We start from the raw sequence: 25,885 nt of genomic DNA, 5'->3' as shown, positions 1-25,885 counted from the left end.
TCAGCCGGCGATGATGCGCTGGCTGAGCTCGGCCATGAAGCCCGCCATCGCGCGGCCGATCATCGGCAGGCACATCAGCATGACGAGGCCGATGCCGAGCAGCTTCGGCACGAACGTGAGCGTCGCTTCCTGCACCTGCGTCAGCGCCTGGAACAGTCCGATGACGACGCCGAGGATCAGCGAGGCGATCAGCATCGGCCCGGCGATGGTCAGCACCAGCAGCAGCCCGGCGCGCGCGATCGCCATCGCATCGGCGGCGTCGAGGCCATGCATCAGATCTGCATCCGCATGATTTCACCGTACGCGCTCACCACCCGGTCGCGCACCGCCACCACCGTGTCGAGCGCGGTCTCGGCCGCACCGATCGCGGTGACCACGTCGATGAGGTTGCCCTTGCCGGCCACCTGCGCCGCGCTCGCCTTTTCTGCGCCGTGCAGGCTAGTGGTGGCGGAGCCGACCATCTGGCCGACCATCGCGCCGAAGTTCGGGCCGGCGCTCTCGCTGCCGCCACTCTCGGTGAGCGGCGCGGAGGGCAGCAGCGAGCCGCCCTTTGCTCCGGTAATCGCGCGGCCATAGGCCATGCCTGCGTCAAGTGCGCCAATCGACATATCAGGGCGTCCTATTTGAGGAGATCGAGCGTACGCATCGTCAGGCCGCGCGCGGCCTCGATCGCGTTGAGATTGGCTTCGTAGGATCGCTGCGCCGCCTTCATGTCGGCGGCTTCCAGCAGCGGATCGACATTGGGGGTCTGCACGTATCCGGTGGCATCGGCGGCGGGATTGCCCGGCTGGTAGGTGCGCCCGAACGCGGATTTGTCGCCGGTCACGCCGGTCACCTCGACCTCGCCGCCCTTCTGCTTGCCGTCGAGCACCGCGCGGAACGTGGCGATCTTACGCTGGTAGGGCGCGCCGCCGGGCGATGCCGCCACCGAATCCGCATTGGCGAGGTTTTCCGCGATCACCTTCATCCGCACCGCCTGCGCGCGTAAACCGGAGGCGGAAATCCCGATCGAATCCGATCCCATGACGTATCCCATAAGAGGCGCGACACCTTGCCGCTCACAGCCATCTTATAGGCAAAATTTTCCCACCCCGGCCGATCGCCATCGGATTTTTCCTATAACTTTGGGGAACGGTTAAGGGGAACGGCACGTGGCCGGATTGAACGATATCGATGTTGAACTGGCGGTGATGCTCGGGTCGACCAGCATGCCGATCCGGCAGATCCTCAAGATGAGCCGGGGCGCGATGATCCCGCTCGATGCGCGTCAGGACGATCCGAGCGTGGTGATCGTCAACGATCAGGCGATCGCGCACGGGCAGATCCTGGTCGACGGCGACGTGATGTCGCTGGAGATCACCAACGTCATCCGTACCGGGCGCTGATCGACATGGATCTGTTCGCCGTCATGCGGATGCTCGCCTCGCTGGGCGTGGTGCTGGGGATGCTCGCCGGGGCCTTGTGGGTGGTCAAGCGCTTCGACGTGAAGCTGCCCGGCCGGATCGGCGGCGGCGCCTCCCCGATGCGCCGGCTGGAGATCGTCGAGCGGCTCAACATCGACCCGAAGCGTTCGCTGGTGCTGCTGCGGCAGGACGGCCACGAACATCTCGTACTGATGAGTCCGGAGGGGCATGTCGTGCTGGAACGTAAGAGCCTCGCCGCCGAAGCCGCCGACGGCAGCGTGCCACCCTATGCCGCGCTGATGGCGCAGGCGATCGAGCGGCTGTGGACGCGGGTGTCGGACGAAGCCGACGCGTTGCGCCAGCCGGTCATCGCGCACCATGCGTAAGCGCGTAATCCTGGGCGCGGTGGTGGCGTGCGCGCTCGTCGCGCTGCCGTCGGTGGCGATCGCCGCAACGCAGGCCGCCGCCGCGCATGGCCCGACCATCAACCTCGGTGGCGAAGGCAACATGACCGGGCGCATCGTCCAGCTCGTGCTGCTGATGACGGTGCTGAGCCTCGCGCCCGGCATCCTGATGACGGTGACGTCGTTCACCCGCATCGTCGTCGCGCTGTCGCTGCTGCGCACGGGGCTCGGCGCGCAGGGCGTGCCGCCCAACCCGGTCATCATCAGCCTCGCGCTGTTCCTGTCGTTTTTCGTGATGGCCCCGACCTTCAACAAGGCCTACACCGAAGGGGTGAAGCCCTATACCGAGGGCAAGATCACCGAGGCCGTCGCCTTCGATAAGACCGCCGCGCCGTTACGCACCTTCATGCTTGGCCAGGTTCGCAACGAAGACCTCAAGCTGTTTGTCGATCTCTCCAAGCAACCGCCCACCCCGCGCGCGGACACGCCGCTGCCGACGCTGATCCCCGCCTTCATGATCTCCGAACTGCGCCGCGCGTTCGAGATCGGCTTCATGCTGCTGGTGCCGTTCCTGGTGATCGACCTCGCCGTCTCCGCCGTGCTGATGGCGATGGGCATGATGATGCTGCCGCCGCCGAGCATATCGCTGCCGATGAAGATCATCTTCTTCGTGTTGGTCGACGGCTGGGCGCTGGTCGCGGGATCCTTGGTCAAGAGCTTCCACGGTGGCTGACGCGGTGCCATAGCCGCTGCCCATGTTCACCATCGATTCCGTCCGCGCCATCTATCAGGGCTGGCTCAACCTCGTGATGGTCCGGCTGCGCGCGCCAGACGGCACCACCTTCGACCGCCACGTCGTCGAGGTCGGCCGCGCGGTGGCGGTGCTGCCCTACAACCCGACGACCGGCATGGCGCTGCTCGTCTCGATGCCGCGCGCGCCGGTGATGTTGCTCGGACAAGCCGATCTGCTCGAAGCGATCGCCGGCAAACTCGAGAGCGACGATCCGGAGGACTGCACCCGTCGCGAGGCGTTGGAGGAAGGCGGGGTGCAGCTCGGTCACCTCGACCATATCGGCCAGTTCTGGACGATCCCGGCGATCGCCACCGAACGGCTCGACTACTACCTTGCGGAATATGCCGATGCCGATCGCGGCGGCCCCGGCGGCGGCCTCGCACAGGAACACGAGAACATCACCGTCCACGAACTCCCGCTCGCCGAGCTGTGGGCACGCTACGAGCGCGGACACCTGCCTGACGCCAAGCTGGTGACATTGCTGTTCGCCCTGCGCCTGCGCCACCCGCACCTGTTCGGCTGAGCAAGGCGGAATCGGAAAGGCCGGAACCGCCCAGTCTCGGTCATTCGCCGGCCCCTCGTTTATCTATGTAGAGGACACGCTGACCTTCGAAGGTGCGCCTCCTTTCAGCCATAAACATCTTACAACTTCAGGTCCGTCGTAGTTCAGAAGCAACTGCGCAGTCGGACCGCTGGTAGGAAGTTGAGGCCCTTGAATGCGCAAACCGGTTCGAGCCTCTTTGTGCGTGGCGCTACTTTTTATCGCCACCTCCACTCCCGCAGTTTGGGCAAGAGAGGCGATCCGCAATGCGGGCGACATTTTTCCAAAGCGGATTGCTAAACCGGTTTATCAAGGGCGCTGGCAGCCGATAGTCAAAGGGCGTCTCAGGAATGGCGTTCGCTATGCTATTCTCCCGCGCCAAGGTCACGAGGCTGGAGCAGGCCTGCTATTACGCAACGACGGTGGCTTCATCGCCGAGCGACGACCGGGAGAGCGCGGCCTGACGCACCTGATCGAGCATGTCGCGCTTCTCAGCCCGACAACCGGATCGCCGACTGATCGGTATCACTTCCTAAATAAAGGCCTGTCGCTGTCCCTGCCTGCGCCCTCCGCTGGAACAACCAGCTGGAGCGAAACGAATTATTTTGTTTCCAGCAAAACGATCAAACCCGAAGACCTGGACAAGCTGCTCGGTCTCTTCCGCGAGGTCGCCAGCGATCTGACCTTGCGTACCGATGCGGTCGACGAAGGGCGGACTCAAGTCGTAGACGAGATGGCCCGCAGGAAACCCGGCAACGACATCTACGCTAGCTACATTGCCGCAGTAGCGCCCGGCTCGCCGACCGACGTGATAAACGGGCAAAACTCGGATGACGTACCCACTGCCAGCGTTGCTACGATACGCGCGCTCTATCATCGCCTTTACCGACCTGAAAACATGATGATCGTGATCGTCGGCGACGTGAGCGCGACGAAGATGAGGGCGCTGATCACACAGCGTTTCGGCTCGTGGCAAGACGTCGGACCGGCGGCGGTGCATGCGCCCGTCTCGACCTTCAAGGCGGATCGCATTGCGCCGATCAGCTACGCGTCGTTGAAGGAGAGCCGTAGGGGCGTTTTCATGACGGTGGTTTCGCCGCTGCCTCCGGTCCCACGAACGCGAAAGCGGCAAGCCCAGGCGGCACTGATGGACATGGTGATGGTACGCGCGGTCAATAATCGGCTCGCGCTGGCGCATCCGGATAGCCCGCCGAACGCCGTCGGCATGTGGATCGAGCATGGTGAGCAGGGGCACCGGCTGATCATGCTGTGGAACAACTTCACTGGCGATCAATGGCGGTCGGCTGTCGGCGAACTGAAGCAGCTTACCTGTAACCTTCGCACGGGCGGCTTCTCCGAACCGGAGTGGAGTGCCGCCAAGCAGGACGTGATCCATGGTCTTGCCGCAAGCTCCGACACTATGGCCGAGATGGCGAATGTCGAACTGGCAAAGGATCTGTCCCATGCGTTGGCGGCCGGCAGCGACCTGATTCCGCCGGATGAGATGCTGGGTTACGCCAAGGGCTGGTTTCCCGCGATCGGCACCATCACGGCCAATCGCTGGTGGAACGAACAATGGGTCGCCGGCGCCGAACACATCCGCGTCGAGGCGTCCGAGCTTGCCATGGTGAAAGACCCTGTCGCGGCAATACGCACGGTTGCCGACAATGCCGTGCTGGCGGGATGCAAAGTGCGACCATAATCACCGTCGTTTGAAGGAGGTTGGCATGACGTTCGCTGTAGCCGCGGTATCGCTGCTCGGTTCGGTTGCTCCTACGCCGATCGCGACGCGTGTCGAGGATTTCGATCTTGCTACGGTGCAACGCCAGGAGGCGACGTGCGCCGAGCATGATCCATCTGACGAAATCGTTGTATGCGCCCCCAAAAACATGAACTTCGCGATTTCCGGCCTCGGGCAGTTGCCGGAAAAGCCCGTACGGGCGAAGTTTGTCGGCCCCCTCAACGCAGAAGCCACCGTTCACGCCATCAAGACGGACAATCCATTTGCCAGCACCCCGGCGGCAGCGGTGACCCTCAAGTGGCACTTCTGAGATCAATTGCTGGTGGCATGCTGCCGGCTTAAAAAGCTACAGGCATGCCTCAATCAGATCGCGACCGTTCGCTGACTCCGACCTCCGGTAAGCAGACGTGCCGGAAACCACCACCTCCAGACAATCCAAAGGCGCAGCCGGGTGTGATCCTTGTGCCTGACCTGGCCCGGATGACCAGCGCACCGGGTCAGGCCGGCGCGGCTGCGGTCACGATTGCGCGGCGAACGCCGTCCTTGGCCAGCGCCTCGCCCGCCGCTGCCATCAGCACCGTCTCGAACACCTTCAGGTCCGGCAGCACGCCTTGCGGGCCGCTCGCCATCGGTGAGCGGTAGGTGCGCATGTTGACCGCGTTGAGGAACAGCGGCAGCTTTTCCGTCACCTCCGCGCTCTTGTCCTGCGGCACCTCCAGCGACACGTCGAAATTGGCATAGCCCGACAGCTTGCCGTCGCTCGCCACGATCGGCGCGAGGATCTTGCCGGCGGGTACGAACACCGTCGCCACCGGTGCGGCGCCTTTGGCGTGCGCTGACTGCGGCTTGAGCAACAGCATCGCCGCATAGCCGCCGCCCGCGCCGAACACGATGCCGCCGATCACCATCAGCAGCGGGATCAGGATCTTCTTCATGGCCGCCCCTTAGTAATTGAAGCTCAGGTCGCGCGGCAGCGCCGATGCGTCGGCGATCAGCACGATGGTGATGCGGCGGTTCTCCGCGCGCTTGGGCTGATCGGGGTAGAGCGGGCGGGTATCGGCGAACGCCACCACCTCGCCCATCCGGTCCGCCGACAGTCCGCTCGCCACCAGCGCCGCCCGCGCCGCCAGCGCGCGTTCGCTCGACAGCCGCCAGTTGGCGTCGCCGCTGCCGCCCGAGGCGTCGGTATGCCCCTCCACCGCGACCTGCACGCGCGAGGTGGCGATCTTGGACGCCACGCGCGCGAGCAATCCGCGCCCGTAAGCGTTGAGCGTCGCGGTGCCGCCGTCGAACATGCTGTGCTTGTCATTGTCCATCAGGTTGATGCGGTAGCCGTCGCGTGTCTGCTCGACGTCCACCGTCTTGCCGCCGTCGCTGCTCGAGGCCGCCACCGTGTCGAGCGCGACCTTGAGATCCTGCGCCGCCACCCGCATCGACGCGTCGGGCATGTCCGCACTGCCGCCGCGCGCCACGCCCGCCGATGCCGCCTGGATGGCGGGGACGCCCGCCGCCGTGCTGCCATCGCCACGCATCGCTTGGGTATGACCGCCCGCGTTTTGGGTGGTGCTGGCGCCGCTGGTCTGCCCCTGCGCCTGCGGCGAGTTCGGCGGCGCCGGCGAGAAATACTCCGCCAGCCCTTTGAGCTTTTCCTTGTCAGGATTCGAGATCAGCCACAACAGCATGAAGAACGCCATCATCGCCGTCACGAAATCGGCATAGGCGACTTTCCACGCACCGCCGTGATGGCCGCCGCCGGACACCTTCTTCACGCGCCGGATGACGATAGGGCGCAGGTCGTTGCTTCGCGTAGCCATGGCTTAGCCCTCCGGTAGCGCGCGGGCGAGCCGCGCCTGCAAGCCGCCCAGCCCGACTTTGCCGAGCGCCTCGTACGTCGTCATGCCGTCCGCCATCCGGCCAAGCAGTCGGCCGCATTCGTCGACATGCTGCGAGATGATGTCGAACTGCTGGAGCTTCTCCAGATGCTTGTCGATCATGTCGACGTCGCAGACCAGTTCCTCGGCAAGCCGCTCGAGCAGGGTGCGCACCTCGCCGAGTTCCTTCGCCATGGCGAGCATCAGCTTTTGCCGGTGTAGCGTTGTGGGCATATCGTCCTCAGAACAGGTCTATGTCGCCGGCGCGCGGCAGGTGCGGCACCGGTGCGGGCGGCGGTGCGTCGTCAGCGCGGATCGAGCGGACCTGGCCCTCCCACGGCCGGAACTCGACCCGGCGCGCGGTGGTGCCGCCGAGGTCGCACGCGCCGGTCGCGATCCCCTCCACCGCCATGAAGCGCTGGGCGAAGGCGGCGTTATCGCTGCCGATCCCGCCCAGCCCGGCGACGATGTTGGCGCCGCCGAAAATCCGCGCGCGCAGCCGTTGCCGCACCGCGCCGCGTGCCATCATCGCGTTGATGAGCAGTTCCATGGCATGCACGCCGTAGCGGGACATCTCGTCATCGCGCAGCAACTGCTCCGCGCCCGGCTCGCCAAGTAGAAAATGGTTCATGCCGCCGACCCGCGCGACCGCATCGTGCAGGCACACCGCCACGCACGACCCGAGCAGCGTCGTGATGACGACACCCGGTTCGGCGACGACGGCGTGCTCGCCCTGGACGATCGCGATGCGGTGCATGGGCTCAGCTCAGCGCCCCGAACACGCGCTCGATCTTTTCCTTGAGCGCGGCCGGAGCGAACGGTTTGACGACGTAGTTGTTGACGCCGAGCTCCGCCGCCTTCTGCACCACCGCGCGTTCCGCCGAACCGGTCAGCATGATGAACACGGTCTTGCCGATCACCGGATCGCCGCGCACCGCCTCCAGAAAAGCGAGGCCGTCCATGTCCGGCATGTTGTAGTCCGAGATGATGAGGTGCACGCGATCCTCCCGCACGGCGGGCAGCGCCTCAAGCGCGCTTGGACGGTCGCGCACGTCGCGAAAGCCGAGATCCTGCAGCGTGCGGCGGATCATCGCCCGCATGCTGGTCTGATCGTCCACGACCATGACCTTGATGGCCGATGCAGCCGGCATCTCAACGCTCCCGTTTGATGCGCTGGCAGGCCGACAGGATCGCCCGCGGTAGCGCATTCAGATGATGTTCGTGTTCCACGGCCCCTGCCTCGCACGCGGCACGCGGCATGCCGTAAACGATACAGCTCGCCTCGTTCTGGCCCAGCGTCCTCGCGCCCGCGTCGCGCATCGCGCGCAGGCCCTGTGCGCCGTCCGCACCCATGCCGGTCAGGATCACGCCGGTGGCGCGTGCGCCCAGCCCCGCGATCGACCGGAACAGATGGTCTACCGACGGGCGATGCCCCGACACCGGCGGCGCATCGCTCAGTTTGATGCGCCCGTGCGACAGCCCCATGTGTCGTCCGCCCGGCGCGACATAGGCGGTGCCGGGCACGATCACAGTGCCGTCCACCGCCTCGACCACGCGCATCGGGCACAGCCGGTCGAGCCGGGACGCGAAGCCGGCGGTGAAGGCGGCGGGCATATGCTGGACGATCAACACCGGCGGGCAGTCGACCGGCAGAGCCGACAGGATGGAGAACAGCGCCTCCACGCCGCCCGTCGATGCGCCGATCGCGATCATGCAATCGGTACACAGGTCCGCTGCCGCGACCGGCTGCGCCGGGCTCGGCGCACGCGGCCGGGTGCGGGCGGCGGCCTTCACCGTGTCACGCAGCATCTGCCCGTCGCGCGCGAGTTCCCTGACGCCGCCGACCGGCTTGGCGATGCAATCCACCGCACCCAGCCGCAGCGCCTCGACACTCACCTCGGCGCCGCGAGCGGTCAGCGTCGAACACATCACCACCGGCATCGGCCGCAGCCGCATTAGCCGTTCGAGAAAGGACAGCCCGTCCATCCCCGGCATTTCGACGTCGAGCGTCAGCACGTCGGGATCGAGTGCCTTGATCATCTCGCGCGCGGCATGCGGTTCGGGCGCGCCACCGACCACTTCGATCTCCGGGTCGGCGGACAGGATCGCGCGCAACATCGCGCGCATCGAAGCGCTGTCATCGACGATCAGGACGCGGACGGGCGTAGCGGGGGCGGGCGCGCTCATGCGACCGGTCCGCCATGTTTGCGATAGATCGTCTGCCCGCACGATTCCATCTGCGCGCACGCCGGCCCGACCAGCCGCTCGCTATGGCCGATATACAGGAACCCGCCCGGTACCAGCTGCTCGACCAGCCGCGCCTCGAGATCGGCCTGCGCGGCCTTGTCGAAATAGATCATCACGTTGCGGCAGAAGATCGCGTCGAACTGGCGCCGCATCGGCCACGGATCGAACAGATTGAGCACCCGCGCGGTCACCAGCGCGCGTGCCTCCGCGGCGATCTCGATGCCGTCCGCCGTCGCCTTTGTCCAGCGCGTGCGGTGGGCAGCGGGGATGTGCTTGGCGGCGGCGGCCGCGTAACGGCCAGCGGCGGCGGCGACCACCATCGCGGGCGACAGATCGGTGGCGAGCAGCAGCAGCTTGCCCGCTTGCGTCCACGCCGGATCACGACCGAGCAAGGTCATCGCGATCGTGTAGACCTCCTCCCCGCTTGATCCGCCTGCCGACCACACCCGCACCGGCTCGCGCCGCGCCTTCTCCCGCATCAGCGGCAACGCCACGCCTTGAAGATGATCGAAATGGTGCTGCTCGCGGAAGAAGTGGGTATGGTTGGTGGTCAGCGCCTCGACCAATGCGGCGCGCTCACCCGCGTCGCGCTCGACCAGCGCGATGTAATCGGCGAACCGTGCCAGCCCATGCGCGCGCAGTCGCCGGCTCAGCCGCGAATGCACGAGCGTCGCCTTGCTCTCCGCAAGGTGGATGCGCGCATCGGTTTGCATGATCGCGGCGACCCGCGCGAAGTCGGCGGGCGTCAGGTCGGCGGCGAGGCTCCATGTCTCGCCCCCGGTCTGCGGGATCGGTGCGAGATAGCTCACGCGGCAAGATCCACCGGCCGCGACAGGCGCAGCGCGTCGAGATCGAGCAGCGACACCATGATCGGCTTGCGTTCGGTCGTACCATCGCCGCCCCGCGCCGCGATCGCGATCAGGCCGAGGATCATGCTGTCCTCGCCGGTATCGACATCGGGCGGCGGCTGGATCGCACCATCGGCGATCACGACGATGTCGTTGACCTCGTCGACCAGAAAACCCGCGTGCTTGCCACCGATGTTGCACACCAGAATGCACGAGCGCGCGTGAAGCCTGCTCGGCTCCCAGCCAAGCCGTTCGGCAAGGCCGACCACCGGCACGACGCTGCCGCGCAGATTGGTGACGCCCTTGATGTACGCCGGCACGCCCGGCAGTGGCGTCGGTTCTTCCCACTCGCGGATTTCGACAAGGGCGTGCATGTGGATGCCGAACGTCTGCCCACCCAGCGTGAAGGTGACGATCTTCTGTTCGCCCTGCGTCTCGCGCGCGCTCATGCTGCCAGTCCTTTCATTGTGTATTTCGCCGTGGCGACGGGCGCGGCCGCCACCAGCGCATCGACATCCATGATCAGCGCGATCGACCCGTCGCCGAGGATCGTCGCACCGCCCAGGCCGCGGATGGGATAGAGATGCCGGTCGAGACTCTTGATGACGACTTCGCGCCGCTCCTCGATCGTGTCGACCATCAGGCCGACACGGCCGGCGACATCGCTGTCGACCATGATGACGATCGATTCCTCCGGGGTAGGCGCGGCTTCGCGCCGCATCGCGAACAGATCGCCGAGCCGCTTCACCGGCACGAACTCGCCTCGCAGCTCGATCACCTCGGCGGCGGGCGTGACACGGCGGACCTGCCCTGGCTCGGGCCGCACCGATTCGACCACGCTGGCGAGCGGCAGCACATAACGCTGGCCGGCCAGGCGGATGATCATGCCGTCGAGGATCGCCAGCGTCAGCGGCAGGATCATCGTGAAGACGGTGCCGACGCCCGGCTCCGACTCGATCTCGATCCGGCCGCCGAGCGCCTCGACGTTGCTGCGCACCACGTCCATGCCGACGCCGCGCCCGGAGATGTTCGATACCTTTTCCGCGGTCGAGAAGCCCGGCGCGCAGATCAACTGGTCGATCTCCTCATCGGTGAGGACCGCGTCGGGCGCGACCAGCCCCATTTCAATCGCCTTGGCCAGCACCCGTGCGCGGTCGATGCCACGCCCGTCGTCGCGCACGCGGATGATGATGCGCGCGCCGCGCTGCTCGGCAGAAAGCGTGAGGCGGCCCTCGGCGGGTTTGCCGGCTGCAATCCGGTCCGCGCACCGCTCGATCCCGTGGTCGACGGCATTGCGGATCATATGGGTCAGCGGGTCGCCGATCTTTTCGATGACGCTCTTGTCGACCTCGGTATTCTCGCCGCTGATCTCGAGCGCGACGCGCTTGCTGGTTTCCGCACACAGGTCGCGCAGCATGCGCGGCACGCGCGAGAACGACTGGCGCAGCGGCTGCGCCCGCAGCGACATGACGTTGTCCTGGATCTCGCGCGTCAGCCGGGTGAGTTGCGGCAGCTCGGCACGCTGCTGATCGACCGGCGCAAGCCGGTCGGACAGGATCGAATTGCGGATCACCAGCTCGCCGACGAGGTTGAGCAACATGTCGAGCTTGGCGACGTCGATACGGATCGTCTGCGTCGGCGCCTCAGCGGCGCGCGACTCGGTGGCTGCCGATTGCGGCTCGGGCGGCAGCGGCGGGCACGAATCGCACTCCACCACGGCAACGACCGGTGACAAGGGCGGCGGTGCGGCCGACGCGGGAGGTGCCAGCGGCGCAGGAGGTGCAGCCGACACTTCGCGCACGATGTCGACCACGGCGTCGGGCACGACGAAATCGAAACACTCGGCAATGTCCTGCTCGGCAACGCTGGCGGGCAGCGCAATCGTCCATCCGATATACGCATCCTCCGGATCGAGGTCGCGTAGCGGCGGCACGGCGATCGGCATGACAACCGTGGCGATCCCCCCAAGCCGCTCGAGTTCGCGGATCACCAGCAGCGGCTCGCCCGCGTTGGCGAGCGCCGCGCGCGACGGCACGAAGCGCACACGCCAGCCTGGTTCGGAAGCCGTATCGACCGCAGGTACGGCAAAATCGTCGAACAGATCGAGATCGACGCCGACCGGCACGAAGCCGAAATCGTCGTCCTCAGGCGCGGTGACCGGCACCACGACGGGCGCGGCCGCAGGTACGGCGGCCGCCGTCTCGCCGCCCGCCAGCACCGTCTCCAGCGCGGCAAGCGCGGCGGCGTCGTCGGGAAGCGGCGCTTCACCGCGCGCGGCGGCCACGTGATCGGACAACACGTCGAGCGCCGCCAGCATCACCTGGGCCACCGCCGGCGTCGCCTCGATCCGGCCGCCGCGCACCGCATCAAGCAGATTTTCGAAGCTGTGCGAAAAGGCGAGCAGCGCGTCGTGCCCGAACGCGCCCGATCCGCCCTTGATCGAATGCACCGCGCGGAACACCGCACCGACCACATCGGCCGACGCCGCGCCCGCCGCCATCTCCGTCAGCCCCTGTTCGGCGCAGGCCAGCCCCTCGGCGCACTCCTCGAAGAAGATCGCCTGGATATCGTCGAAACCGTCGCTCACGGGCAGACGCGGCGGATCGCCGCCCCCAGCTTGTCCGCGTTGAATGGCTTGGTGATCCAGCCGGTCGCGCCGGCGGTGCGGGCGCGCGCTTTCTTTTCGTCGGAGAATTCCGTCGACAGCACCAGGATCGGCGTACCCCGGAAGCCGTGGATGCCGCGCACCGCCTCGATCAGCCCGAAGCCGTCGAGTTTGGGCATGTTGATGTCGGTGATGAGCAGATCGGGCGTCACCTCCTGAAACCGCTCGAAGCCGTGTTCGCCATCGTTCGCGGTTTCGATGTGGAACCCTTGCGCGGTGAGCGTCGCCTTGAGCAGCATCCGCATGCTCGCCGAATCGTCGACAGTCAGGATGGTCTTGGTCACAGGTCGAAATCCTTTCCGAGCCCGAGCGCACCGGTGAGGCCGAAGCCGGTAAGGCGCGCAGCGAGCGTGGGATCGAGATGGTCGATGGCGAATGCCTGGCCGGTCGCCACCGCCTCGGCGCGCGCGGCGACGAGAAGTTGCAGCACCGCCTGGCCAATGGTCTGCGTATCGGTGGCATCCACGATGATGCCGTCGCCCTGGTCGGCGGCGATCACCAGCCGGACGCGCAGATCCTCGGCATCCTTGGTCAGGCAATGCACCGGCAGGCGCAGTACGGTGTCCATCATCATGCCCTTACGCCGCCGCGCTCAGTGCGCTCTTGGCTTCGTCGAGCGCGGATTCGAGCTGCTGGAAGGTCGGCGCGGACGACGACGGCGTCATGCGCCGGGCGATCTCGACCGCAACCTGCGTGGGCAGGCCCTGCGCGTAGCCGATGATCGCGGTCTTCGCGATCATATAGACCTTGCTGTCGCCCTCGATCACCTGGAGCAGCTTGGAGGCGAGCGGACCGATCACGCAGTAGGAGAGCAGCACGCCGAGGAAGGTGCCGCAGAGCGCGCCGCCGATCATGCCGCCGAGGATCTCGACCGGCTGATCGATAGAGCCCATCGTCTTGATGACGCCGAGCACGGCTGCGACGATACCGATCGCGGGCAGGCCCTCCGCCATCGCCTGAAGCGCGTGCTGCGGCTCCAGCTCCTCGTGATGATGCCGGTCGATGTCGTTCTCCATCGCCTCGGTCATCTGGTTCGGGTCCTCGAAATTGACCGTCATCATGCGCAGGTAATCGCAGATGAACTCAATCAGGTGATGATCGGCGAGCAGACGCGGGAAGCGGCTGAACAGGTTGCTTTCGTGCGGGTTGTCGAGATGCGGCTCGATCGCGGTGGCGCCGCCTTTCTTGAAGGTGGTCAGCACCTGGAACAGCAGGGTGAGCAGGTCGCGATAATCGGTGTCCTTCCAGCGGCTGCCCTTGAAGGAGCGCATCAGCCCCTTGCCGGCCAGCTTCACCGTGCCCATCGAATTGGCGACGATGAACGCGCCGATCGCAGCGCCGCCGATCGCCATCAGCTCGTGCGGCAACGCCTCCATGATGACGCCGAGCTTGCCGCCGCCAAGCAGGTAACTGCCGAACACACAGCCGAGAATGATGAGGAACCCGACACCGTTGAGCATGATCGCCCCTTAACCACCCGAGAAATGCTTCTGGTCGGATTATAGGAAAATATTGCCGCCCCTTTGCGCGCTGCGAAAGAAAGTGGCGAAGCGCCCGGAAAAGCGTGCGCCCTGCTATTATGGGAGGAGTTTACCGCGCAGGCGCCGCCCTTTCGGCGCGCCGGTGCGCTTAGCAGGAGTGCAACACAGCCATGTCGGTCCATGCCTATCAGAAAGCGCGCAACATCATCGAAACGCCGCGCTCCACCGAACATCGCCTGATGGGTCAGGTGACCGGCGAGATGATCGCCGCCGCTGCCGCCGGCAAGAGCGGTGTCGCGCTGGCCGGATGCCTGCATCACAATCGTGAAGTTTGGTCCGCGTTTTCCAGCGCGTGCGCAGCACCCGGCAACGAGCTTCCTGTCGCATTACGCGGACAGATCATCTCGATCGCTCTGTGGGTCGACCGGCATAGCAGCGCGGTAATCGGCGGACGCGAGACGATCGACGCGCTGATCGACGTGAACCGCTCGGTCATGGATGGCCTCGCCGCCAGCAACGACGCCGCCACTGCGATGGCGGCGAACGCCTGACGGCCTCGTATGGTGGTGCGGTTTCGTTAACGAGGTTGGTACGGAGCGCAATGCTACGGAAATGACGAGGAGTCAGCGGGAGCGTAAAGGTAGGTCCATAATGGAGTTATCATCGCTTGACCCGACCGCTTCGCTTTGATCCCTGTCGCTTCCTGAGAGTCGTCGCCTGGCAACCGAGCCGGTGCGAGCGGACGGCCGTGCGGCATAGTTATTGTCGCATGGGGTTTGGAAGCGGGCGCCTCGATACACTCCCGACTCGGCGGGAGAAGCCATAATGACAGACCTTACTTCTGCGCTAGGACGCGCGGTCGTTGTCGCCTCGCCCGATGCCAGGCTGCGCACGCGCTGCGTTGCGCAACTCGCGCAACGTGGTGAAACGGTGGTATCGGCAGCGGACTTCAAGACGCCGGCGATCGGCGACGCGCTGCGGCGTACCGCGTCGATCGCAATCGCCGAGTCACTGCTCCCGGCCGATCCAAGCCAGTGGAGCGAGATCATCGAGGATCATGGCTGGTGCGGCCGCGTGTTGATCCTCGGCACCGCCGGCAGCACGGTCGATCCCACCGCGACCGAACTGCCCTATTTGCCGGCACCCTTCGATATCGCCCGGCTGGTCGCGCTGCTATAAGGCGGCACGGTCAGTCCGTAGTGATCATCCCCGCGGTGAACGCGAGACGCAACGCTTCCGACAAGCTACCGACCTTCAGCTTATCCATCAGATTCGCTCGATAGATTTCAACCGTCCGCGGGCTGATGTCGAGATCGATCGCGATCATCTTGTTGGATCTTCCCTCGATCAGGCCCGACAGCACGTCTTTCTCACGCGGCGACAACAGCGCGATCAACGCTTGCGCCTGATCCATGCGTGCCTGCACCCGGCCGTCCTTTTCCAGTCGGGAAAATGCAAGATCGATCGCGGCGTTCAGCGCCTCGAACTCGTAGGGTTTCTCGATGAAGTCGACCACGCCCGATTTCATCGCCGTGATAGCAAGCTGTATATCGCCGCGCCCGGTCAGGATGATGGTGGCGAAACGACCAGACCCCTCGATGTCTTTCAGCACCTCCATACCACTGACGCCGGGCATATGAATGTCGAGCAACAGACAACCCGGTAATAGATCATCTTTCGCGCCAAGAAATGCATCGCCGGTTCTAAAGCTTTGTATGACCGTATTCGAGGCGATCGATAAAAGACTGTGCAACGATGCCCGAACGACGTCATCGTCATCAACGATATAGATATTTCGGCTCGCCACCACAAACTCCCCTAGTTCGCACCCCTGATATAAGAACGCTTTTGCAGCTATATCAATACGCTATCGCGCCATTGTGGCCGGGTCTGACGTAGCCGGCTGTTACCGGAGGTCTGCATAACCGGTCGCGCGGTGTGCCCGTACCCCGACGCAAGTCATGTCCGCGAACCCAAGCCAAAGATGCCCACCTCGCCAATCACTTGCGTCATACTTTCCGTTAGGGTTTAAGGCAGGGAGCGGAACAGTCAACAAGTCATGGTAAAGCTTACGCTAACTAATAGATGATGGCGATCTGGCAGTAGCTCGATTTTCAATGCCGCCGCTTTGTCTCGCATCTCTGCCGCAAACACGTCGATACGCACGTGCGAACGCCACTACGTGCCGTTATGGCGCTGATCTTGGCACGCCAAAGATGCCAAAATGCTGCACTTGCGTGAGCGTCTCCCAACCTAGATCAAAGATCTTCGCAAAAAAACTTTGAATCTGGCTCAATAGATGGCCTATTCTAGAGCTGGAATGTCAGACACGCGTAACCGAGTATCGGCTGAAAGAGCCTTGTGGGAGGCAGAAGCCCAACTTGCATTCGCGGCCGAGACGACAGCGCTTGGCCTGTTTGAATGGGATCTGGTGACCGGCGCGCTGACCTGGTCCTATGGCGACGAGGCGAGTCTTGGGCTGGCACCGGGCTCAATCGTGAGTTTTGAAAGCTGGAGCCAGCGGGTCTTTCCGGAGGATGTCTCAGCAACACAGACGCTGATCGCCAACGTCGCTGCGCAAAAGCTCGACAAGTTCACCTTCCGGTATCGAATTCGCCGCGATGACGGCAAGGCTCGCACGATCGAAGGTGCGGCGCGCTGCATCTACGACGTGGCCGGTACGCTGGTGAAAACCACTGGCGTCAACGTTGACGTGACCGAACGGGTCGAGCGGGAGGCGGCCCTGCGCGACCGTGAAGCGCAGCTCGGTGCGATCATGGCAACGATGCCGAGTGCGATGGTAGTGATCGATGTGGACGGCGCGATCCACATGTTCAGCGCCGCGGCCGAGCGGCTTTTTGGCTATGCCGCCGCCGATCTGCTCGGCCAGAACCTGGCGCTGCTGGTGCCGAACAGCGCGCGAGAGAGCCTGAGCGCGCAATTCGCCAGCTACCGCGCAGCGCGCGAGAGCGGCGATGCCGGCGAGCTTTTCGAACTGGTCGCACGCTGCAACGGCGGTGCGGAAATTCCGGTCGAATTCAGCATCACCGAGATGATCGTCGCGGGGGAGCCGCGCTATACCGTGTTCATCCGCGACCTGTCCGAACGCGCGGCGGCGGAACAGGCCGCCGCCGACCTGCGCAACGAGCTCGCCCAGGTCGGGCGTGGCGCGGCGATGGGTGAGCTGGCGGCGAGCCTGGCGCACGAACTCAACCAGCCGCTGTCCGCCACCGCCAATTTTCTCGCCGCGACGGTATTGCTGGTGTCGCGCGGTGGCGACCGCGACAAGGTCGCCGAACTCGTCACGCTCGCCAACGATCAGATCCAGCGCGCCGGCAGCATCATTCGCAACATCCGCGAGTTCATCGTCAAACGCGACGTCGAGATCGGCATCGAACCGATCGAAAAAACGGTGCGGGACGCGGTGTCGCTGGTGCTGGTCGGCTCCGCGCGGGTCGATGTCGAAGTACGCTACGCATTCGAGCAGCCGGGCCAGTTCATGCTGGCCGATCGGGTGCAGATCCAGCAGGTGCTGGTCAATCTGCTGCGCAACGCCGCCGAGGCGCTGCAGGACCAGCCCAAGCATCGTCGCACCATATTGATCGCGGTGCGCGGCAAACCCGGCGACATGATCGAGATCAGCGTCAGCGATACCGGTGCGGGCATCGACGCGCGCATTCTCGAGACTCTTTTTACGCCGTTATCCTCGACCAAGGGGAGCGAAGGCATGGGTCTGGGCCTGTCGATCTGCCGACGCATCATCGAGGCGCACGGCGGCACGCTGAGCGCGGAGAACCGCTCGGCTGGCGGCGCAACCTTCCGCTTCACGCTGCCAGCGGGCAGCTTCGAGATGCCGGAAGACGACCGCTAGCATCGGGTAAGGACGCGATCGCAGGGATGCCGCAAGCCGGTGCTCGCGGCATCCTGTCCAATCAGGCCATGATCTTGTCGAGCGCCACGCAGAAGTCCTTCATTTCGGCTGCAGAACCGACGGTGACGCGGCTGACGGTCGGCCAGATCGGCCACGACCGGCCGATCTCGATACTCTGCTTGCGGAACGCCGCCTGCACGTCATGCGCGGGCTTAGTCTTCCAGTCGATCATGAACATGTTGGCCTCGGTCGGCTTAACCTCCAGCCCCTTGTACTTCTTGAGGTGGTCTAGCGTCAGGCCGCGCGCGCTTTGCATCTCGGCGCGGCGCTGCGCGATCAGCGGCGCGGCGGTCAGGCTGGCGGTCGCACAGGCAAGCGACGGCAGCGGCAATGCGCCGGACTGCATGCCGCCGTCGTAGCGCATCATCTTCCCCAGATTATCCGGGTTGGTCATGATAAAGCCCATCCGCATCCCCGCCATCCCGAAGATCTTCGAGAAGGTCCGCATGACGATCACGTCCTTGCGCTTGGCGGCAAGGTACGACGCGGTCGGTACGCCGGCGAAGTGGGTGTACGCCTCGTCGATCAGCACCATCGCATCGGCGGGCTTGTTGTCGAGCAGCCATTCGATGTCTGCGAGTGGCGTGATCGTGCCGGTCGGGTTGTTGGGCGTGCAGATGTAATAAAGGCCGGCGTTCGGATCGGCGGCGAGCATCGCCTTGACGTCGTGCGTGTAGGTCTTGGTCAGCGGCACCGCCTTGACCGGCACCTTCAGCCAGGCAGCGGTGCGGCCAGCCAGTTCGAACGTCGGATCGGCGGTGACGAGACCGCGCGTCGGCGAGCAGAAGGTCACGACCGAACGGCACAGCGGATCGCTCGACCCAGGCCACGGCGCGACGTGATCGTACGGCACGCCCTCTACCGCCATCACAGCCTTGATGAAATCGCCGCGTTCGTCATGCGGCGCATAACGGTTGCCGCTGGCGATGATCGCGGCGGCGGCCTTTTGGCCGGGCATGAACGGCCCGGTCCAGCATTCGTTGGCGCCGATCCGCACCTTCGCGGTCGGCGCGGCATCGGGCACACCGCCCGAGGCGAACGCGGGCCGCCCGAGCGTGGCGGCGGCCGCGCCGACCCCAAACACGGCGGCGATCCGCGCCAGATCGCGCCGCGCGAAACCACGGCCCAGCAGATCGTCCTGCACGTCTTCCTTCACCAGCATATCCGACATGATTCCAGTTCCCCGATTTTGTTAAAGTTCGAGCGATCAGTGTGCGTGCAGCGCCTTTGCGAACATCGTGAACGAGATCACGATGAGGTACAGGCCGAAGATCTTCTTGAGCGGTGCCGCCGGCAGATTGTGCGCGACCGCGACACCGTAGGGCGCCGTCAGCACCGACATCGACGAGATCGCCAGTGTCGCGGGCAGGTTGACGTAGCCAAGCGAACCCCACGGCAGGCCCCGTTCGTTCAGGCCCGTGATCATGAAGCCGATCGCGGTCGGGATAGCGATCAGCACGCCGATCCCCGCCGCGGTCGCGATCGCCTTGTGGATCGACCGACCGCACAGCGTCATCACCATGATCGCAATGCTGCCGCCGCCGATGCCGAGCAGCGAGGAGAAGGTGCCGAGCCCGCCGGCGATCGCCACCCGCGGTGCAAGGCCGGGCATCGTGTCGGACACGACATAGTTGCTAAGCTTCGGCACCAAGAAGTTGACCGACATCAGCAACACGCCAATCGCGAAAATCAGCAGCAGCACATGGCCATCGACGTGATCCGCCAGCACGACGCCGATCGCGTCACCCGCGACCAGCCACGGCGCCCATGTCCGCAGCACCTCCATATCGACCGCGCCGCGCTTGGAGTGCGAGCGGAACGAGCGGATCGACGTGACGATGATCGTCGCCGCCGACGTGCCGATCGCGACATGTGCATATTGCAGTTTGTCGCCGCCAAGCAGCGGCAGCAGGTAGACCAGTGCCGGCACCACGATAAAGCCGCCCCCGACCCCGAATATCCCGGCGGTAAAGCCTGCGGCGAGCCCCGCGAGCAAGAGCGCCACCAGCGGGACAAGCCACGCCGTCATTGTCACATCCATCGACCAACCCCCTTTTGCTGCGCCCGCGCGGTCACATGCACAGCGCACTCGCACCCCAGAACAAAGCTGCCGAGAACACCCCGCCGGTATCATCCGGCAACTTGTTTTCTCGTCACGACCTTCTTTTGCCGCACAGCAGCAAAGTCAACTCAATAAGTTTGCCTGCGAAGAAAAGGTGCTTTTGATGCGTCGGCTGTTGCGAATTCGGCACAGCCCGCATTGATGCGCTTGCCGTGTGCGTGGCCGCCACATAGCGTCTGCACATGCCGATCTCCCTCGCCACGCTCGCCCTGCTCGCTGCATCGCCGGTACCGGCCGACGTCGACCTCCTCCGCGCGCGCGGCGAAGCATCGCGCGTCACCATCACGCGGGACGATTGGGGGATCGCCCACGTCCATGGGCGCAGCGACGCCGATGCGGTGTTCGGCGCGATCTACGCGCAGGCCGAGGATGATTTCGCGCGCATCGAGACAAACTATCTGACCGCGCTCGGCCGCACTGCCGAGGCGGAGGGCAAGGTGGCGCTGTGGGCCGATCTGCGCCAGCGACTCTACACCGATCCCGTCGATCTTCAGGCTCGCTATGCAAGCGCACCGGCGTGGCTGCGCACGCTGATGCAGGCATGGGCGGACGGGCTCAACTTCTACCTCGCGACGCACCCCGCCACGCATCCCAGGGTGCTGACGCATTTCGAACCGTGGATGGCGCTGTCCTTTACTGAAGGCAGCATCGGCGGCGATATCGAGCGCATCTCGCTAAAGGATCTCGCCGCCTTTTACGGCGACACGTCGGTCGCGCTGACCGAGGCGCAGCGCGGCTTCCGCCCGGAAGAACCGCGCGGATCGAACGGCATCGCGATCGCGCCCGCCAATACCGTGGGCGGGCATGCGCTGCTGCTCATCAACCCGCACACCAGCTTCTACTTCCGCGCCGAACTTCAGATGACCAGCGATGCCGGCCTGAACGCCTATGGCGCGTCGACCTGGGGGCAGTTCTTCATCTATCAGGGCTTCAATGCGCACGTGGGCTGGATGCATACCTCATCCACCGTCGATAATGTCGATGAGTTCGCGGAGACGATCGTCGGCCAGCGCTATCGCTACGGCACCGCGCTGCGCCCGCTCACCACCCGCGCCATCACCATCAAGGTGCGGCAGCCGGACGGCAGCCTCACCGAACGGCGCTTCACCACCTATGCCAGCCACCACGGCCCGATCGTCGCCAAGCGCGACGGCAAGTGGATCGCGGAGGCGCTGATGTGGAAGCCGGTGCCCGCGCTCGAACAGAGCTGGCTCAGGACCACAACCAGCGATCTCGCCGGCTACCTCAAGGTTGCCGCGCTGCAGGCCAATTCGTCCAACGACACGTTGTTCGCCGATGCCAAGGGCGAGATCGCCTATCTCCACCCGCAGTTCGTGCCGATCCGTTCGGCGAAGTTCGACTATACGCACGCAGTCGACGGCAGCGATCCCGCGACCGACTGGCACGGGCTGCACCCGGTCGCGACCTTGCCCAACGTGATCCGCCCCAGATCGGGCTATGCGTTCAACACCAACAACTGGCCCTGGACCGCCGCCGGTCCGGACAGCCCCAAGGCCGCAGACTATCCGAAATACATGGATCAGGGTGGCGAAAACGCGCGCGGCGAACATGCGTTGCTGCTGCTGCCCGGTCGTCACGACTTCACGCGGGAGCGGCTGCTGGCGGCGGCGTTCGACAGCTATCTGCCGGCATTCGCGCGGCTGATCCCGCAACTGCTCTCCGCGTACGACGCGCTCGCGCCGGATGACCCGCGTCGTGCCAAACTCGCCGAACCGATCGCGGTGCTGCGCGGCTGGGATGATCGTTGGGGTGCCGATTCGGTGGCGACCTCGCTCGCGGTATTCTGGGGCGACACGCTATGGCATGAAGTCGGTCCGTTCGCGCAGGCCGAGCGGATCAACGTGCCCGACTATATCGGCAAACGCCTTGCGCCCGCGCAGAAGGTCGATGCCTTCGCAAAGGCGGTGGCGCGGCTATCCGATGATTTCGGGCGCTGGCGGGTGCCTTGGGGCGAGATCAACCGGTTCCAGCGGCTCGACGACAGTATCGCGCCGCATTTCGATGATGCCAAACCAAGCTATCCGGTGCCGTTCACCTCTTCACAATGGGGTTCGCTCGCTTCGTTCGGCGCGCGTGCCTATGACAACACCAAGCGCTGGTACGGCACCAGCGGCAACAGCTTCGTCGCGGTGGTCGAGTTCGGCGCACGCCCCAAAGCGGTGGCGGTGATGGCAGGCGGCGAATCGGGTGATCCCGCCTCGCCGCATTTCGCCGACCAGATCGCGCGCTACGCCGGCGGCACGCTAAGGCCGGTGTATTTCGAGCCGGCTGACCTGACCGGCCACATCGAGCGCGTCTACCATCCCGGCAGCTAATGTGCGGGAACGTGGCGGCGAAGACCAGACCGGAGCGATCATCTCGCCCCGGCCTGGCCCCACCACCACAAATGGAGTGTCCTCCGCCTCGGCTGGCGCACCAACTATATATAAAAAATCTGTCATCCCCGTATATTTTGTTGCTTACGATTGGGCCGCCTACCCGGTCTGAGTACAGCCAAAATGGTCCGAGCGTATGCCATTCAAGACGGCCCATGGTCCGGCGCCGACATTCTCATGCAAGTATCAGCTTGCGTTCACATCCGCGGTGGCAATGCTCCACACACCACCCTTGGATGGATCTTCCCGACATGCCGCTGACTGCTTCCCGCATGCTTCTCGCCGCCAGCACGATGACTCTGGCGTTCAGCCCGATCGCCAGCGGCATCGCCGCCGCGCAATATACCGGCAACGCTGACGATGCGCCGCCGGCCTACACCAACACGGCACCCGCCGCACAGGATCGCCAGGTGCCGTCACGCTATGACGATCGCGCGCAGTCGCCCTACGACGACCGTGCGCCGCAGACGTACGACGATCGTGGGTCGCAACGCTATGATGATCGTGCGTCGCAGGCCTATGCCAGTGCGCCCCAGTCCGACCTGCCGCCGCCACCGGATTATGACGGCACCCGCCCGCCGCCGCCACCGCCCGGTTACCAGCCCGGCCCGGGTGACCTCGATCAGCGCGACAGCCGCTACGCCGCCAATGTCGAGACCTGGTCGCGCGAGAATTGCGTCAAGTCGCACAACAACACCGCCACTGGTGCGGTGATCGGCGGGGTGCTCGGCGCGCTCCTCGGCAACGGTCTTGCCGGTCGACACGACCGCGGCGCGGGGACCTTCGCAGGCGCGGCGATCGGCGCGGTCGGCGGTGCTGCCGTCGGCAACAGCACCAGCAACGATACCAGCCCTGGCTGCCCGCCCGGCTTCGTCGTGCGCCGCGATGCGCAGGTCTACACCTATGCGGAGCCGGACTACGAATATGCCGCACCGGGATGGTATCGCCCGTGGGTCTTCGTCGGGGGCACGTGGGCGTATCGTCCTTACCCGTACCACAGCTGGTACTATCGCACCTACCAGCCCTATTATGGGCATTACGGCTACTACGGTCGGCCTGGCTACGGCCGTGGGCCGCGTTGGGGCGGCCATTACTGGCGCTGACTGTTGAACGTGCGGGCCGCTACATCGCGGTCCGCACGTTCGATGACGGGGATAGCGTCCCGGCGATCGACCACGCGCCGGGGACGGCGAGCGCCTGTTTCGCCTTTTCTCAGGTGTCTGTAGGGAGCATCCGAACAGATTTCTCTTGCCATTCCGGCGTGTTCCCCGCTTCGTTACGCGACACAGGGGGACCATATGTCGCAGGCAACACGGATTTTGCTGTCGCTGGTCAGCGGCCTGTTGATCGGCATCGCGCTGGTCGCGGTCGATGCGAAAGTGGCGATCGGAGTCACGCAGATCACCCAGCCGATCGGCCTCGCCTGGCTTCACGGGTTACAGATGGTGATCGTGCCGCTGATCGTCGGCCTGCTGGTGACCGGTGTCGGCGCGGCGGCGGATGCGGCGCGTGCGGGCAAGCTTGCCTTGCGCGGAGTGCTGACGATGGTCGTCATTCTGTGGGCGACGACGATCCTGTCAGCGGTGGTCACGCCGCTGCTGCTCGATCTTTGGCCGCTGCCGTCGGCATGGTCTGACGCGCTGCGCAAGGCGCTGAGCGGTGCGCAGCCGGTCGGCACGGTGCCGACGCTCGGCCAGTTTTTCGAGACGATCGTGCCGTCCAACGTGGTCAGCGCCGCCGCCAGCGACTCGTTCCTGCCACTCACCATCTTCACGCTGGCGCTCGCCTTCGCCATCACGCAGCTCGCGCCGGAGCCACGCGAGCGGCTCACCGCCTGGTTCGGTGCGATGACCGATGCGCTGCTCATCATCATCGGCTGGGTGCTGAAGCTCGCACCGGTCGGGGTGGGCGCGCTCGCGTACGGGGTAGGCGCGCGCACCGGCGCGGCGGCGTTCGGCGCGCTGCTGCATTACATCATCGTCGTCTCGTCACTTGGTTTCCTCGTGCTGCTGTCTGCCTATCCGGTGGCCGCGCTGTTCGGCCGCGTGTCGATCGCGCGGTTCGCACGCGCCGTGGCGCCTGCGCAGGCGGTGGCGATCTCGACGCAATCCTCGCTCGCCAGCCTGCCGACGATGCTGGCGGCGAGCGAATCGCTCGGCGCCGCACCCGCTGCCGCCGGCATCGTGCTGCCGATCGCGGTTGCCATCTTTCGCGCCACCAGCCCGGCGATGAACCTCGCGGTCGCGCTGTACATCGCGCACTGGCTGGGCGTCGCAATCGGGCCGGGCGCGCTGCTGGCGGGCATCTGCACCGCCGCGATTACGACGATGGGCGCGGTCAGCCTGCCGGGGACGATCACCTATTTCTCGTCGGTCGCTCCGGTCGCGCTCGCCATGGGCGTGCCGATCGAGGCGCTCGGCCTGCTGATCGCAGTCGAGACGATCCCCGATCTGTTCCGCACCGTCGGCAACGTCACGATGGACGTGGCGATCACCGTCGGCCTCGGGCGGCAGCGCACACGCGAAACCGCTTCCGTTTAAAAGGCAGGCTTCGGCGTCCGCTCCGCATTCAGCTTGTCGGCGACATAACGCTGGCCGTTCTCGCCCTTGAAGATCTCGAACGCCTCGGTCGCCTCGAACAAGGCTGGGAAGTTCTTGCACCCGTAATTGCGCGGGTCGATCGGCGCCTGACGCTTGGCGGTGCTGCCCGCCGCCGACATCGACGCCCAGCCGTCGTCATAGGCCGATGCCTCGACCGCACCGCGCAGCAACGCGACCAGCTTGGCGTCCTTGGCAAGCGGTTCGGCGGCCTTCTTGGCGACGGGCTGGTCGGCCGCTTTATCGCCCGACTTCTCACCCGCCTTTTCCGATGCTTTCTTGCTGGTCTTGAGCTTGGCCGCAGGTTCCGCCACGCGCTCCTTCGCGGCGCTCCCTTCCAGCGTATCGAGATACAGGAACGTCGTGCAGGCGTTGACGAACGGCGACGGCGTCTTGCGCTCGCCAAAACCGTAGACGTCGTGGCCGTTCGCCTTCAACTGCATCACCAGCGGCGTGAAATCGGCATCGCTCGATGCGATGCAGAAGGCGTCGGGCTTTTGCGTGTAGAGCAGCTCCATCGCATCGATCACCAGCGCGATATCGGTCGCGTTCTTGCCGGTCGAATAGCTGAACTGCTGGATCGGCCGGATCGCAAATTCGTGCAGCTTCTCGCGCCAGCCCTTCAGACCCGGGCTGCCCCAGTCGCCATAGGCACGGCGAATGTTGGCGGTGCCGTATTTCGACAACTCCGCCAGCATCGCCGCGATATTGGCGTGCGACACGTTGTCCGCGTCAATCAACAGCGCGATGCGGCGGTCTGGCCACGGCGAGGCGGGCTGGTCCTGGTTCAAGAAACGTCCTTGTAATTGACGGACTTGCGGCAATGCCCCAAGCGCCGCGGCGAT

31 protein-coding genes are annotated in these 25,885 nt (G+C 65.3%); 12 read left to right on the top strand and 19 right to left on the bottom strand.

Annotated elements, in window-relative coordinates; translation table 11 throughout:
- Genes OXR00_RS15020 through flgC form a run of 3 tightly spaced genes read right to left on the bottom strand, consistent with a single transcriptional unit; the run spans position 1 to position 1,024 of the window.
- The gene (locus tag OXR00_RS15020; RefSeq protein ID WP_242148660.1) at positions 1–273 is read right to left on the bottom strand and encodes a flagellar biosynthetic protein FliQ; all 273 of its coding nucleotides are present in this window, start codon (positions 271–273) and stop codon (positions 1–3) included.
- On the bottom strand, positions 273–608 hold the full coding sequence (locus tag OXR00_RS15015; RefSeq protein ID WP_242148658.1) for a flagellar hook-basal body complex protein FliE: 336 nt from the start codon (positions 606–608) through the stop codon (positions 273–275). Before OXR00_RS15015 ends, OXR00_RS15020 begins: the two co-directional genes overlap by 1 nt.
- 11 nt (positions 609–619) lie before the next feature.
- Positions 620–1,024: a flagellar basal body rod protein FlgC gene (gene flgC / locus OXR00_RS15010; RefSeq protein ID WP_267389092.1), complete on the bottom strand. Its 405-nt coding sequence runs from the start codon at positions 1,022–1,024 to the stop codon at positions 620–622.
- Between the two features lie 127 nt (positions 1,025–1,151).
- Here flgC and OXR00_RS15005 point away from each other — a divergent pair, with 127 nt between their 5' ends.
- The 6 genes from OXR00_RS15005 (at position 1,152) to OXR00_RS14980 (ending at position 5,192) form a co-directional block, all read left to right on the top strand.
- Positions 1,152–1,385 carry a FliM/FliN family flagellar motor switch protein gene (locus tag OXR00_RS15005; RefSeq protein WP_242148654.1) on the top strand — a complete coding sequence of 78 codons (234 nt, stop codon included), beginning with the start codon at positions 1,152–1,154 and terminating at the stop codon, positions 1,383–1,385.
- A gap of 5 nt (positions 1,386–1,390) precedes the next feature.
- Positions 1,391–1,789, top strand: coding sequence for a flagellar biosynthetic protein FliO (locus OXR00_RS15000; RefSeq protein ID WP_267389091.1), 399 nt, complete (start codon positions 1,391–1,393; stop codon positions 1,787–1,789).
- Entirely contained in the window at positions 1,782–2,540 is a 759-nt protein-coding gene (gene fliP / locus OXR00_RS14995; protein WP_242148651.1) for a flagellar type III secretion system pore protein FliP, read from the top strand. The genes OXR00_RS15000 and fliP overlap by 8 nt, the downstream gene beginning before the upstream one ends.
- 22 nt (positions 2,541–2,562) lie before the next feature.
- A complete protein-coding gene (locus OXR00_RS14990; protein WP_267389090.1) occupies positions 2,563–3,123 on the top strand; it encodes an NUDIX hydrolase in 561 nt (186 codons plus the stop codon).
- A gap of 193 nt (positions 3,124–3,316) precedes the next feature.
- Positions 3,317–4,843 carry an insulinase family protein gene (locus OXR00_RS14985; RefSeq protein WP_267389089.1) on the top strand — a complete coding sequence of 509 codons (1,527 nt, stop codon included), beginning with the start codon at positions 3,317–3,319 and terminating at the stop codon, positions 4,841–4,843.
- Between the two features lie 25 nt (positions 4,844–4,868).
- Positions 4,869–5,192 (top strand): hypothetical protein, encoded by a 324-nt coding sequence (locus OXR00_RS14980; protein WP_267389088.1) that lies wholly within the window; start codon positions 4,869–4,871, stop codon positions 5,190–5,192.
- 187 nt (positions 5,193–5,379) lie between these two features.
- On the opposite strand, the gene OXR00_RS14975 is transcribed toward OXR00_RS14980, so the two are convergent.
- The 12 genes from OXR00_RS14975 to motA are packed head-to-tail and all read right to left on the bottom strand — an operon-like array spanning position 5,380 to position 13,973.
- Entirely contained in the window at positions 5,380–5,817 is a 438-nt protein-coding gene (locus tag OXR00_RS14975) for a hypothetical protein (RefSeq protein WP_267389087.1), read from the bottom strand.
- A 9-nt stretch (positions 5,818–5,826) separates the two neighbouring features.
- Complete coding sequence (locus OXR00_RS14970) at positions 5,827–6,696, bottom strand: flagellar motor protein MotB (protein ID WP_267389086.1); 870 nt, start codon at positions 6,694–6,696, stop codon at positions 5,827–5,829.
- 3 nt (positions 6,697–6,699) lie between these two features.
- Positions 6,700–6,987 carry a hypothetical protein gene (locus tag OXR00_RS14965; RefSeq protein ID WP_242148637.1) on the bottom strand — a complete coding sequence of 96 codons (288 nt, stop codon included), beginning with the start codon at positions 6,985–6,987 and terminating at the stop codon, positions 6,700–6,702.
- A 7-nt stretch (positions 6,988–6,994) separates the two neighbouring features.
- The gene (locus OXR00_RS14960) at positions 6,995–7,510 is read right to left on the bottom strand and encodes a chemotaxis protein CheD (protein WP_267389085.1); all 516 of its coding nucleotides are present in this window, start codon (positions 7,508–7,510) and stop codon (positions 6,995–6,997) included.
- Between the two features lie 4 nt (positions 7,511–7,514).
- On the bottom strand, positions 7,515–7,904 hold the full coding sequence (locus OXR00_RS14955) for a response regulator (RefSeq protein WP_242148633.1): 390 nt from the start codon (positions 7,902–7,904) through the stop codon (positions 7,515–7,517).
- 1 nt (position 7,905) lies between these two features.
- Positions 7,906–8,940 (bottom strand): chemotaxis response regulator protein-glutamate methylesterase, encoded by a 1,035-nt coding sequence (locus OXR00_RS14950; protein WP_267389084.1) that lies wholly within the window; start codon positions 8,938–8,940, stop codon positions 7,906–7,908.
- A complete protein-coding gene (locus tag OXR00_RS14945; RefSeq protein WP_267389083.1) occupies positions 8,937–9,809 on the bottom strand; it encodes a protein-glutamate O-methyltransferase CheR in 873 nt (290 codons plus the stop codon). The genes OXR00_RS14950 and OXR00_RS14945 overlap by 4 nt, the downstream gene beginning before the upstream one ends.
- Positions 9,806–10,297 carry a chemotaxis protein CheW gene (locus OXR00_RS14940; protein WP_267389082.1) on the bottom strand — a complete coding sequence of 164 codons (492 nt, stop codon included), beginning with the start codon at positions 10,295–10,297 and terminating at the stop codon, positions 9,806–9,808. Before OXR00_RS14940 ends, OXR00_RS14945 begins: the two co-directional genes overlap by 4 nt.
- Positions 10,294–12,435 carry a chemotaxis protein CheA gene (locus tag OXR00_RS14935; RefSeq protein ID WP_267389081.1) on the bottom strand — a complete coding sequence of 714 codons (2,142 nt, stop codon included), beginning with the start codon at positions 12,433–12,435 and terminating at the stop codon, positions 10,294–10,296. The genes OXR00_RS14940 and OXR00_RS14935 overlap by 4 nt, the downstream gene beginning before the upstream one ends.
- Positions 12,432–12,797, bottom strand: a complete 366-nt coding sequence (locus OXR00_RS14930; protein WP_242148623.1) for a response regulator — start codon at positions 12,795–12,797, stop codon at positions 12,432–12,434. Before OXR00_RS14930 ends, OXR00_RS14935 begins: the two co-directional genes overlap by 4 nt.
- Complete coding sequence (locus tag OXR00_RS14925) at positions 12,794–13,087, bottom strand: hypothetical protein (RefSeq protein ID WP_267389079.1); 294 nt, start codon at positions 13,085–13,087, stop codon at positions 12,794–12,796. Before OXR00_RS14925 ends, OXR00_RS14930 begins: the two co-directional genes overlap by 4 nt.
- Positions 13,088–13,091: 4 nt before the next feature.
- Positions 13,092–13,973 (bottom strand): flagellar motor stator protein MotA, encoded by an 882-nt coding sequence (motA, locus tag OXR00_RS14920; RefSeq protein ID WP_267389078.1) that lies wholly within the window; start codon positions 13,971–13,973, stop codon positions 13,092–13,094.
- 191 nt (positions 13,974–14,164) lie between these two features.
- Between motA and flaF the strand changes: the two genes are divergently transcribed.
- A complete protein-coding gene (gene flaF / locus OXR00_RS14915) occupies positions 14,165–14,545 on the top strand; it encodes a flagellar biosynthesis regulator FlaF (protein WP_242148617.1) in 381 nt (126 codons plus the stop codon).
- 274 nt (positions 14,546–14,819) lie between these two features.
- Positions 14,820–15,173 (top strand): hypothetical protein, encoded by a 354-nt coding sequence (locus OXR00_RS14910; RefSeq protein WP_267389077.1) that lies wholly within the window; start codon positions 14,820–14,822, stop codon positions 15,171–15,173.
- Between the two features lie 10 nt (positions 15,174–15,183).
- Here the strand turns inward: OXR00_RS14910 and OXR00_RS14905 are convergent, their stop codons facing one another.
- The gene (locus tag OXR00_RS14905; protein ID WP_242148614.1) at positions 15,184–15,801 is read right to left on the bottom strand and encodes a response regulator; all 618 of its coding nucleotides are present in this window, start codon (positions 15,799–15,801) and stop codon (positions 15,184–15,186) included.
- A 513-nt stretch (positions 15,802–16,314) separates the two neighbouring features.
- Here OXR00_RS14905 and OXR00_RS14900 point away from each other — a divergent pair.
- Positions 16,315–17,865: a PAS domain S-box protein gene (locus tag OXR00_RS14900; RefSeq protein ID WP_267389076.1), complete on the top strand. Its 1,551-nt coding sequence runs from the start codon at positions 16,315–16,317 to the stop codon at positions 17,863–17,865.
- Between the two features lie 61 nt (positions 17,866–17,926).
- Here OXR00_RS14900 and OXR00_RS14895 read toward each other — a convergent pair whose 3' ends face one another.
- Together OXR00_RS14895 and OXR00_RS14890 are read right to left on the bottom strand one after the other, a co-directional pair.
- A complete protein-coding gene (locus OXR00_RS14895; RefSeq protein ID WP_267389075.1) occupies positions 17,927–19,096 on the bottom strand; it encodes a pyridoxal phosphate-dependent aminotransferase in 1,170 nt (389 codons plus the stop codon).
- A 36-nt stretch (positions 19,097–19,132) separates the two neighbouring features.
- Entirely contained in the window at positions 19,133–19,966 is an 834-nt protein-coding gene (locus OXR00_RS14890) for a sulfite exporter TauE/SafE family protein (RefSeq protein WP_242148608.1), read from the bottom strand.
- Between the two features lie 263 nt (positions 19,967–20,229).
- Between OXR00_RS14890 and OXR00_RS14885 the strand changes: the two genes are divergently transcribed.
- From OXR00_RS14885 to OXR00_RS14875, 3 genes are all read left to right on the top strand, one after another.
- The gene (locus OXR00_RS14885) at positions 20,230–22,383 is read left to right on the top strand and encodes a penicillin acylase family protein (RefSeq protein WP_267389074.1); all 2,154 of its coding nucleotides are present in this window, start codon (positions 20,230–20,232) and stop codon (positions 22,381–22,383) included.
- A 311-nt stretch (positions 22,384–22,694) separates the two neighbouring features.
- Positions 22,695–23,546 (top strand): hypothetical protein, encoded by an 852-nt coding sequence (locus OXR00_RS14880; RefSeq protein WP_267389073.1) that lies wholly within the window; start codon positions 22,695–22,697, stop codon positions 23,544–23,546.
- Positions 23,547–23,741: 195 nt separating this feature from the next.
- Positions 23,742–24,983, top strand: a complete 1,242-nt coding sequence (locus OXR00_RS14875; RefSeq protein WP_267389072.1) for a cation:dicarboxylase symporter family transporter — start codon at positions 23,742–23,744, stop codon at positions 24,981–24,983.
- Here the strand turns inward: OXR00_RS14875 and OXR00_RS14870 are convergent.
- The gene (locus OXR00_RS14870; RefSeq protein ID WP_267389071.1) at positions 24,980–25,831 is read right to left on the bottom strand and encodes an NYN domain-containing protein; all 852 of its coding nucleotides are present in this window, start codon (positions 25,829–25,831) and stop codon (positions 24,980–24,982) included. The two genes, OXR00_RS14875 and OXR00_RS14870, sit on opposite strands and share 4 nt — an antisense overlap.
- Between the last annotated feature and the right edge of the window lie 54 nt (positions 25,832–25,885).

Origin of the sequence: Sphingomonas sp. GC_Shp_3 (assembly GCF_026540945.1) — a bacterium.
In the GTDB taxonomy this organism is placed as follows: Bacteria; Pseudomonadota; Alphaproteobacteria; order Sphingomonadales; family Sphingomonadaceae; genus Sphingomonas.
Note: the sequence above shows the minus strand (reverse complement) of the source record. Positions and strands in the feature narration are given on the sequence as shown.

Bases quoted from the DNA above. Each gene is read 5' to 3' on its own strand.
- fliP (WP_242148651.1), top strand. From the start codon at position 1,782: ATGCGTAAGCGCGTAATCCTGGGCGCGGTGGTGGCGTGCGCGCTCGTC.
- OXR00_RS15020 (WP_242148660.1), bottom strand. From the start codon at position 273: ATGCATGGCCTCGACGCCGCCGATGCGATGGCGATCGCGCGCGCCGGG.
- OXR00_RS14875 (WP_267389072.1), top strand. From the start codon at position 23,742: ATGTCGCAGGCAACACGGATTTTGCTGTCGCTGGTCAGCGGCCTGTTG.
- OXR00_RS14990 (WP_267389090.1), top strand. From the start codon at position 2,563: ATGTTCACCATCGATTCCGTCCGCGCCATCTATCAGGGCTGGCTCAAC.
- OXR00_RS14950 (WP_267389084.1), bottom strand. From the start codon at position 8,940: ATGAGCGCGCCCGCCCCCGCTACGCCCGTCCGCGTCCTGATCGTCGAT.
- OXR00_RS14890 (WP_242148608.1), bottom strand. From the start codon at position 19,966: ATGGATGTGACAATGACGGCGTGGCTTGTCCCGCTGGTGGCGCTCTTG.
- OXR00_RS14970 (WP_267389086.1), bottom strand. From the start codon at position 6,696: ATGGCTACGCGAAGCAACGACCTGCGCCCTATCGTCATCCGGCGCGTG.
- OXR00_RS14940 (WP_267389082.1), bottom strand. From the start codon at position 10,297: ATGAGCGCGCGCGAGACGCAGGGCGAACAGAAGATCGTCACCTTCACG.
- OXR00_RS14885 (WP_267389074.1), top strand. From the start codon at position 20,230: ATGCCGATCTCCCTCGCCACGCTCGCCCTGCTCGCTGCATCGCCGGTA.
- OXR00_RS15015 (WP_242148658.1), bottom strand. From the start codon at position 608: ATGTCGATTGGCGCACTTGACGCAGGCATGGCCTATGGCCGCGCGATT.
- flgC (WP_267389092.1), bottom strand. From the start codon at position 1,024: ATGGGATCGGATTCGATCGGGATTTCCGCCTCCGGTTTACGCGCGCAG.
- OXR00_RS14985 (WP_267389089.1), top strand. From the start codon at position 3,317: ATGCGCAAACCGGTTCGAGCCTCTTTGTGCGTGGCGCTACTTTTTATC.
- OXR00_RS14980 (WP_267389088.1), top strand. From the start codon at position 4,869: ATGACGTTCGCTGTAGCCGCGGTATCGCTGCTCGGTTCGGTTGCTCCT.
- OXR00_RS14910 (WP_267389077.1), top strand. From the start codon at position 14,820: ATGACAGACCTTACTTCTGCGCTAGGACGCGCGGTCGTTGTCGCCTCG.
- motA (WP_267389078.1), bottom strand. From the start codon at position 13,973: ATGCTCAACGGTGTCGGGTTCCTCATCATTCTCGGCTGTGTGTTCGGC.
- OXR00_RS14960 (WP_267389085.1), bottom strand. From the start codon at position 7,510: ATGCACCGCATCGCGATCGTCCAGGGCGAGCACGCCGTCGTCGCCGAA.
- OXR00_RS14965 (WP_242148637.1), bottom strand. From the start codon at position 6,987: ATGCCCACAACGCTACACCGGCAAAAGCTGATGCTCGCCATGGCGAAG.
- OXR00_RS14895 (WP_267389075.1), bottom strand. From the start codon at position 19,096: ATGTCGGATATGCTGGTGAAGGAAGACGTGCAGGACGATCTGCTGGGC.
- OXR00_RS14975 (WP_267389087.1), bottom strand. From the start codon at position 5,817: ATGAAGAAGATCCTGATCCCGCTGCTGATGGTGATCGGCGGCATCGTG.
- OXR00_RS14880 (WP_267389073.1), top strand. From the start codon at position 22,695: ATGCCGCTGACTGCTTCCCGCATGCTTCTCGCCGCCAGCACGATGACT.
- OXR00_RS14900 (WP_267389076.1), top strand. From the start codon at position 16,315: ATGTCAGACACGCGTAACCGAGTATCGGCTGAAAGAGCCTTGTGGGAG.
- flaF (WP_242148617.1), top strand. From the start codon at position 14,165: ATGTCGGTCCATGCCTATCAGAAAGCGCGCAACATCATCGAAACGCCG.
- OXR00_RS14955 (WP_242148633.1), bottom strand. From the start codon at position 7,904: ATGCCGGCTGCATCGGCCATCAAGGTCATGGTCGTGGACGATCAGACC.
- OXR00_RS15000 (WP_267389091.1), top strand. From the start codon at position 1,391: ATGGATCTGTTCGCCGTCATGCGGATGCTCGCCTCGCTGGGCGTGGTG.
- OXR00_RS14925 (WP_267389079.1), bottom strand. From the start codon at position 13,087: ATGATGATGGACACCGTACTGCGCCTGCCGGTGCATTGCCTGACCAAG.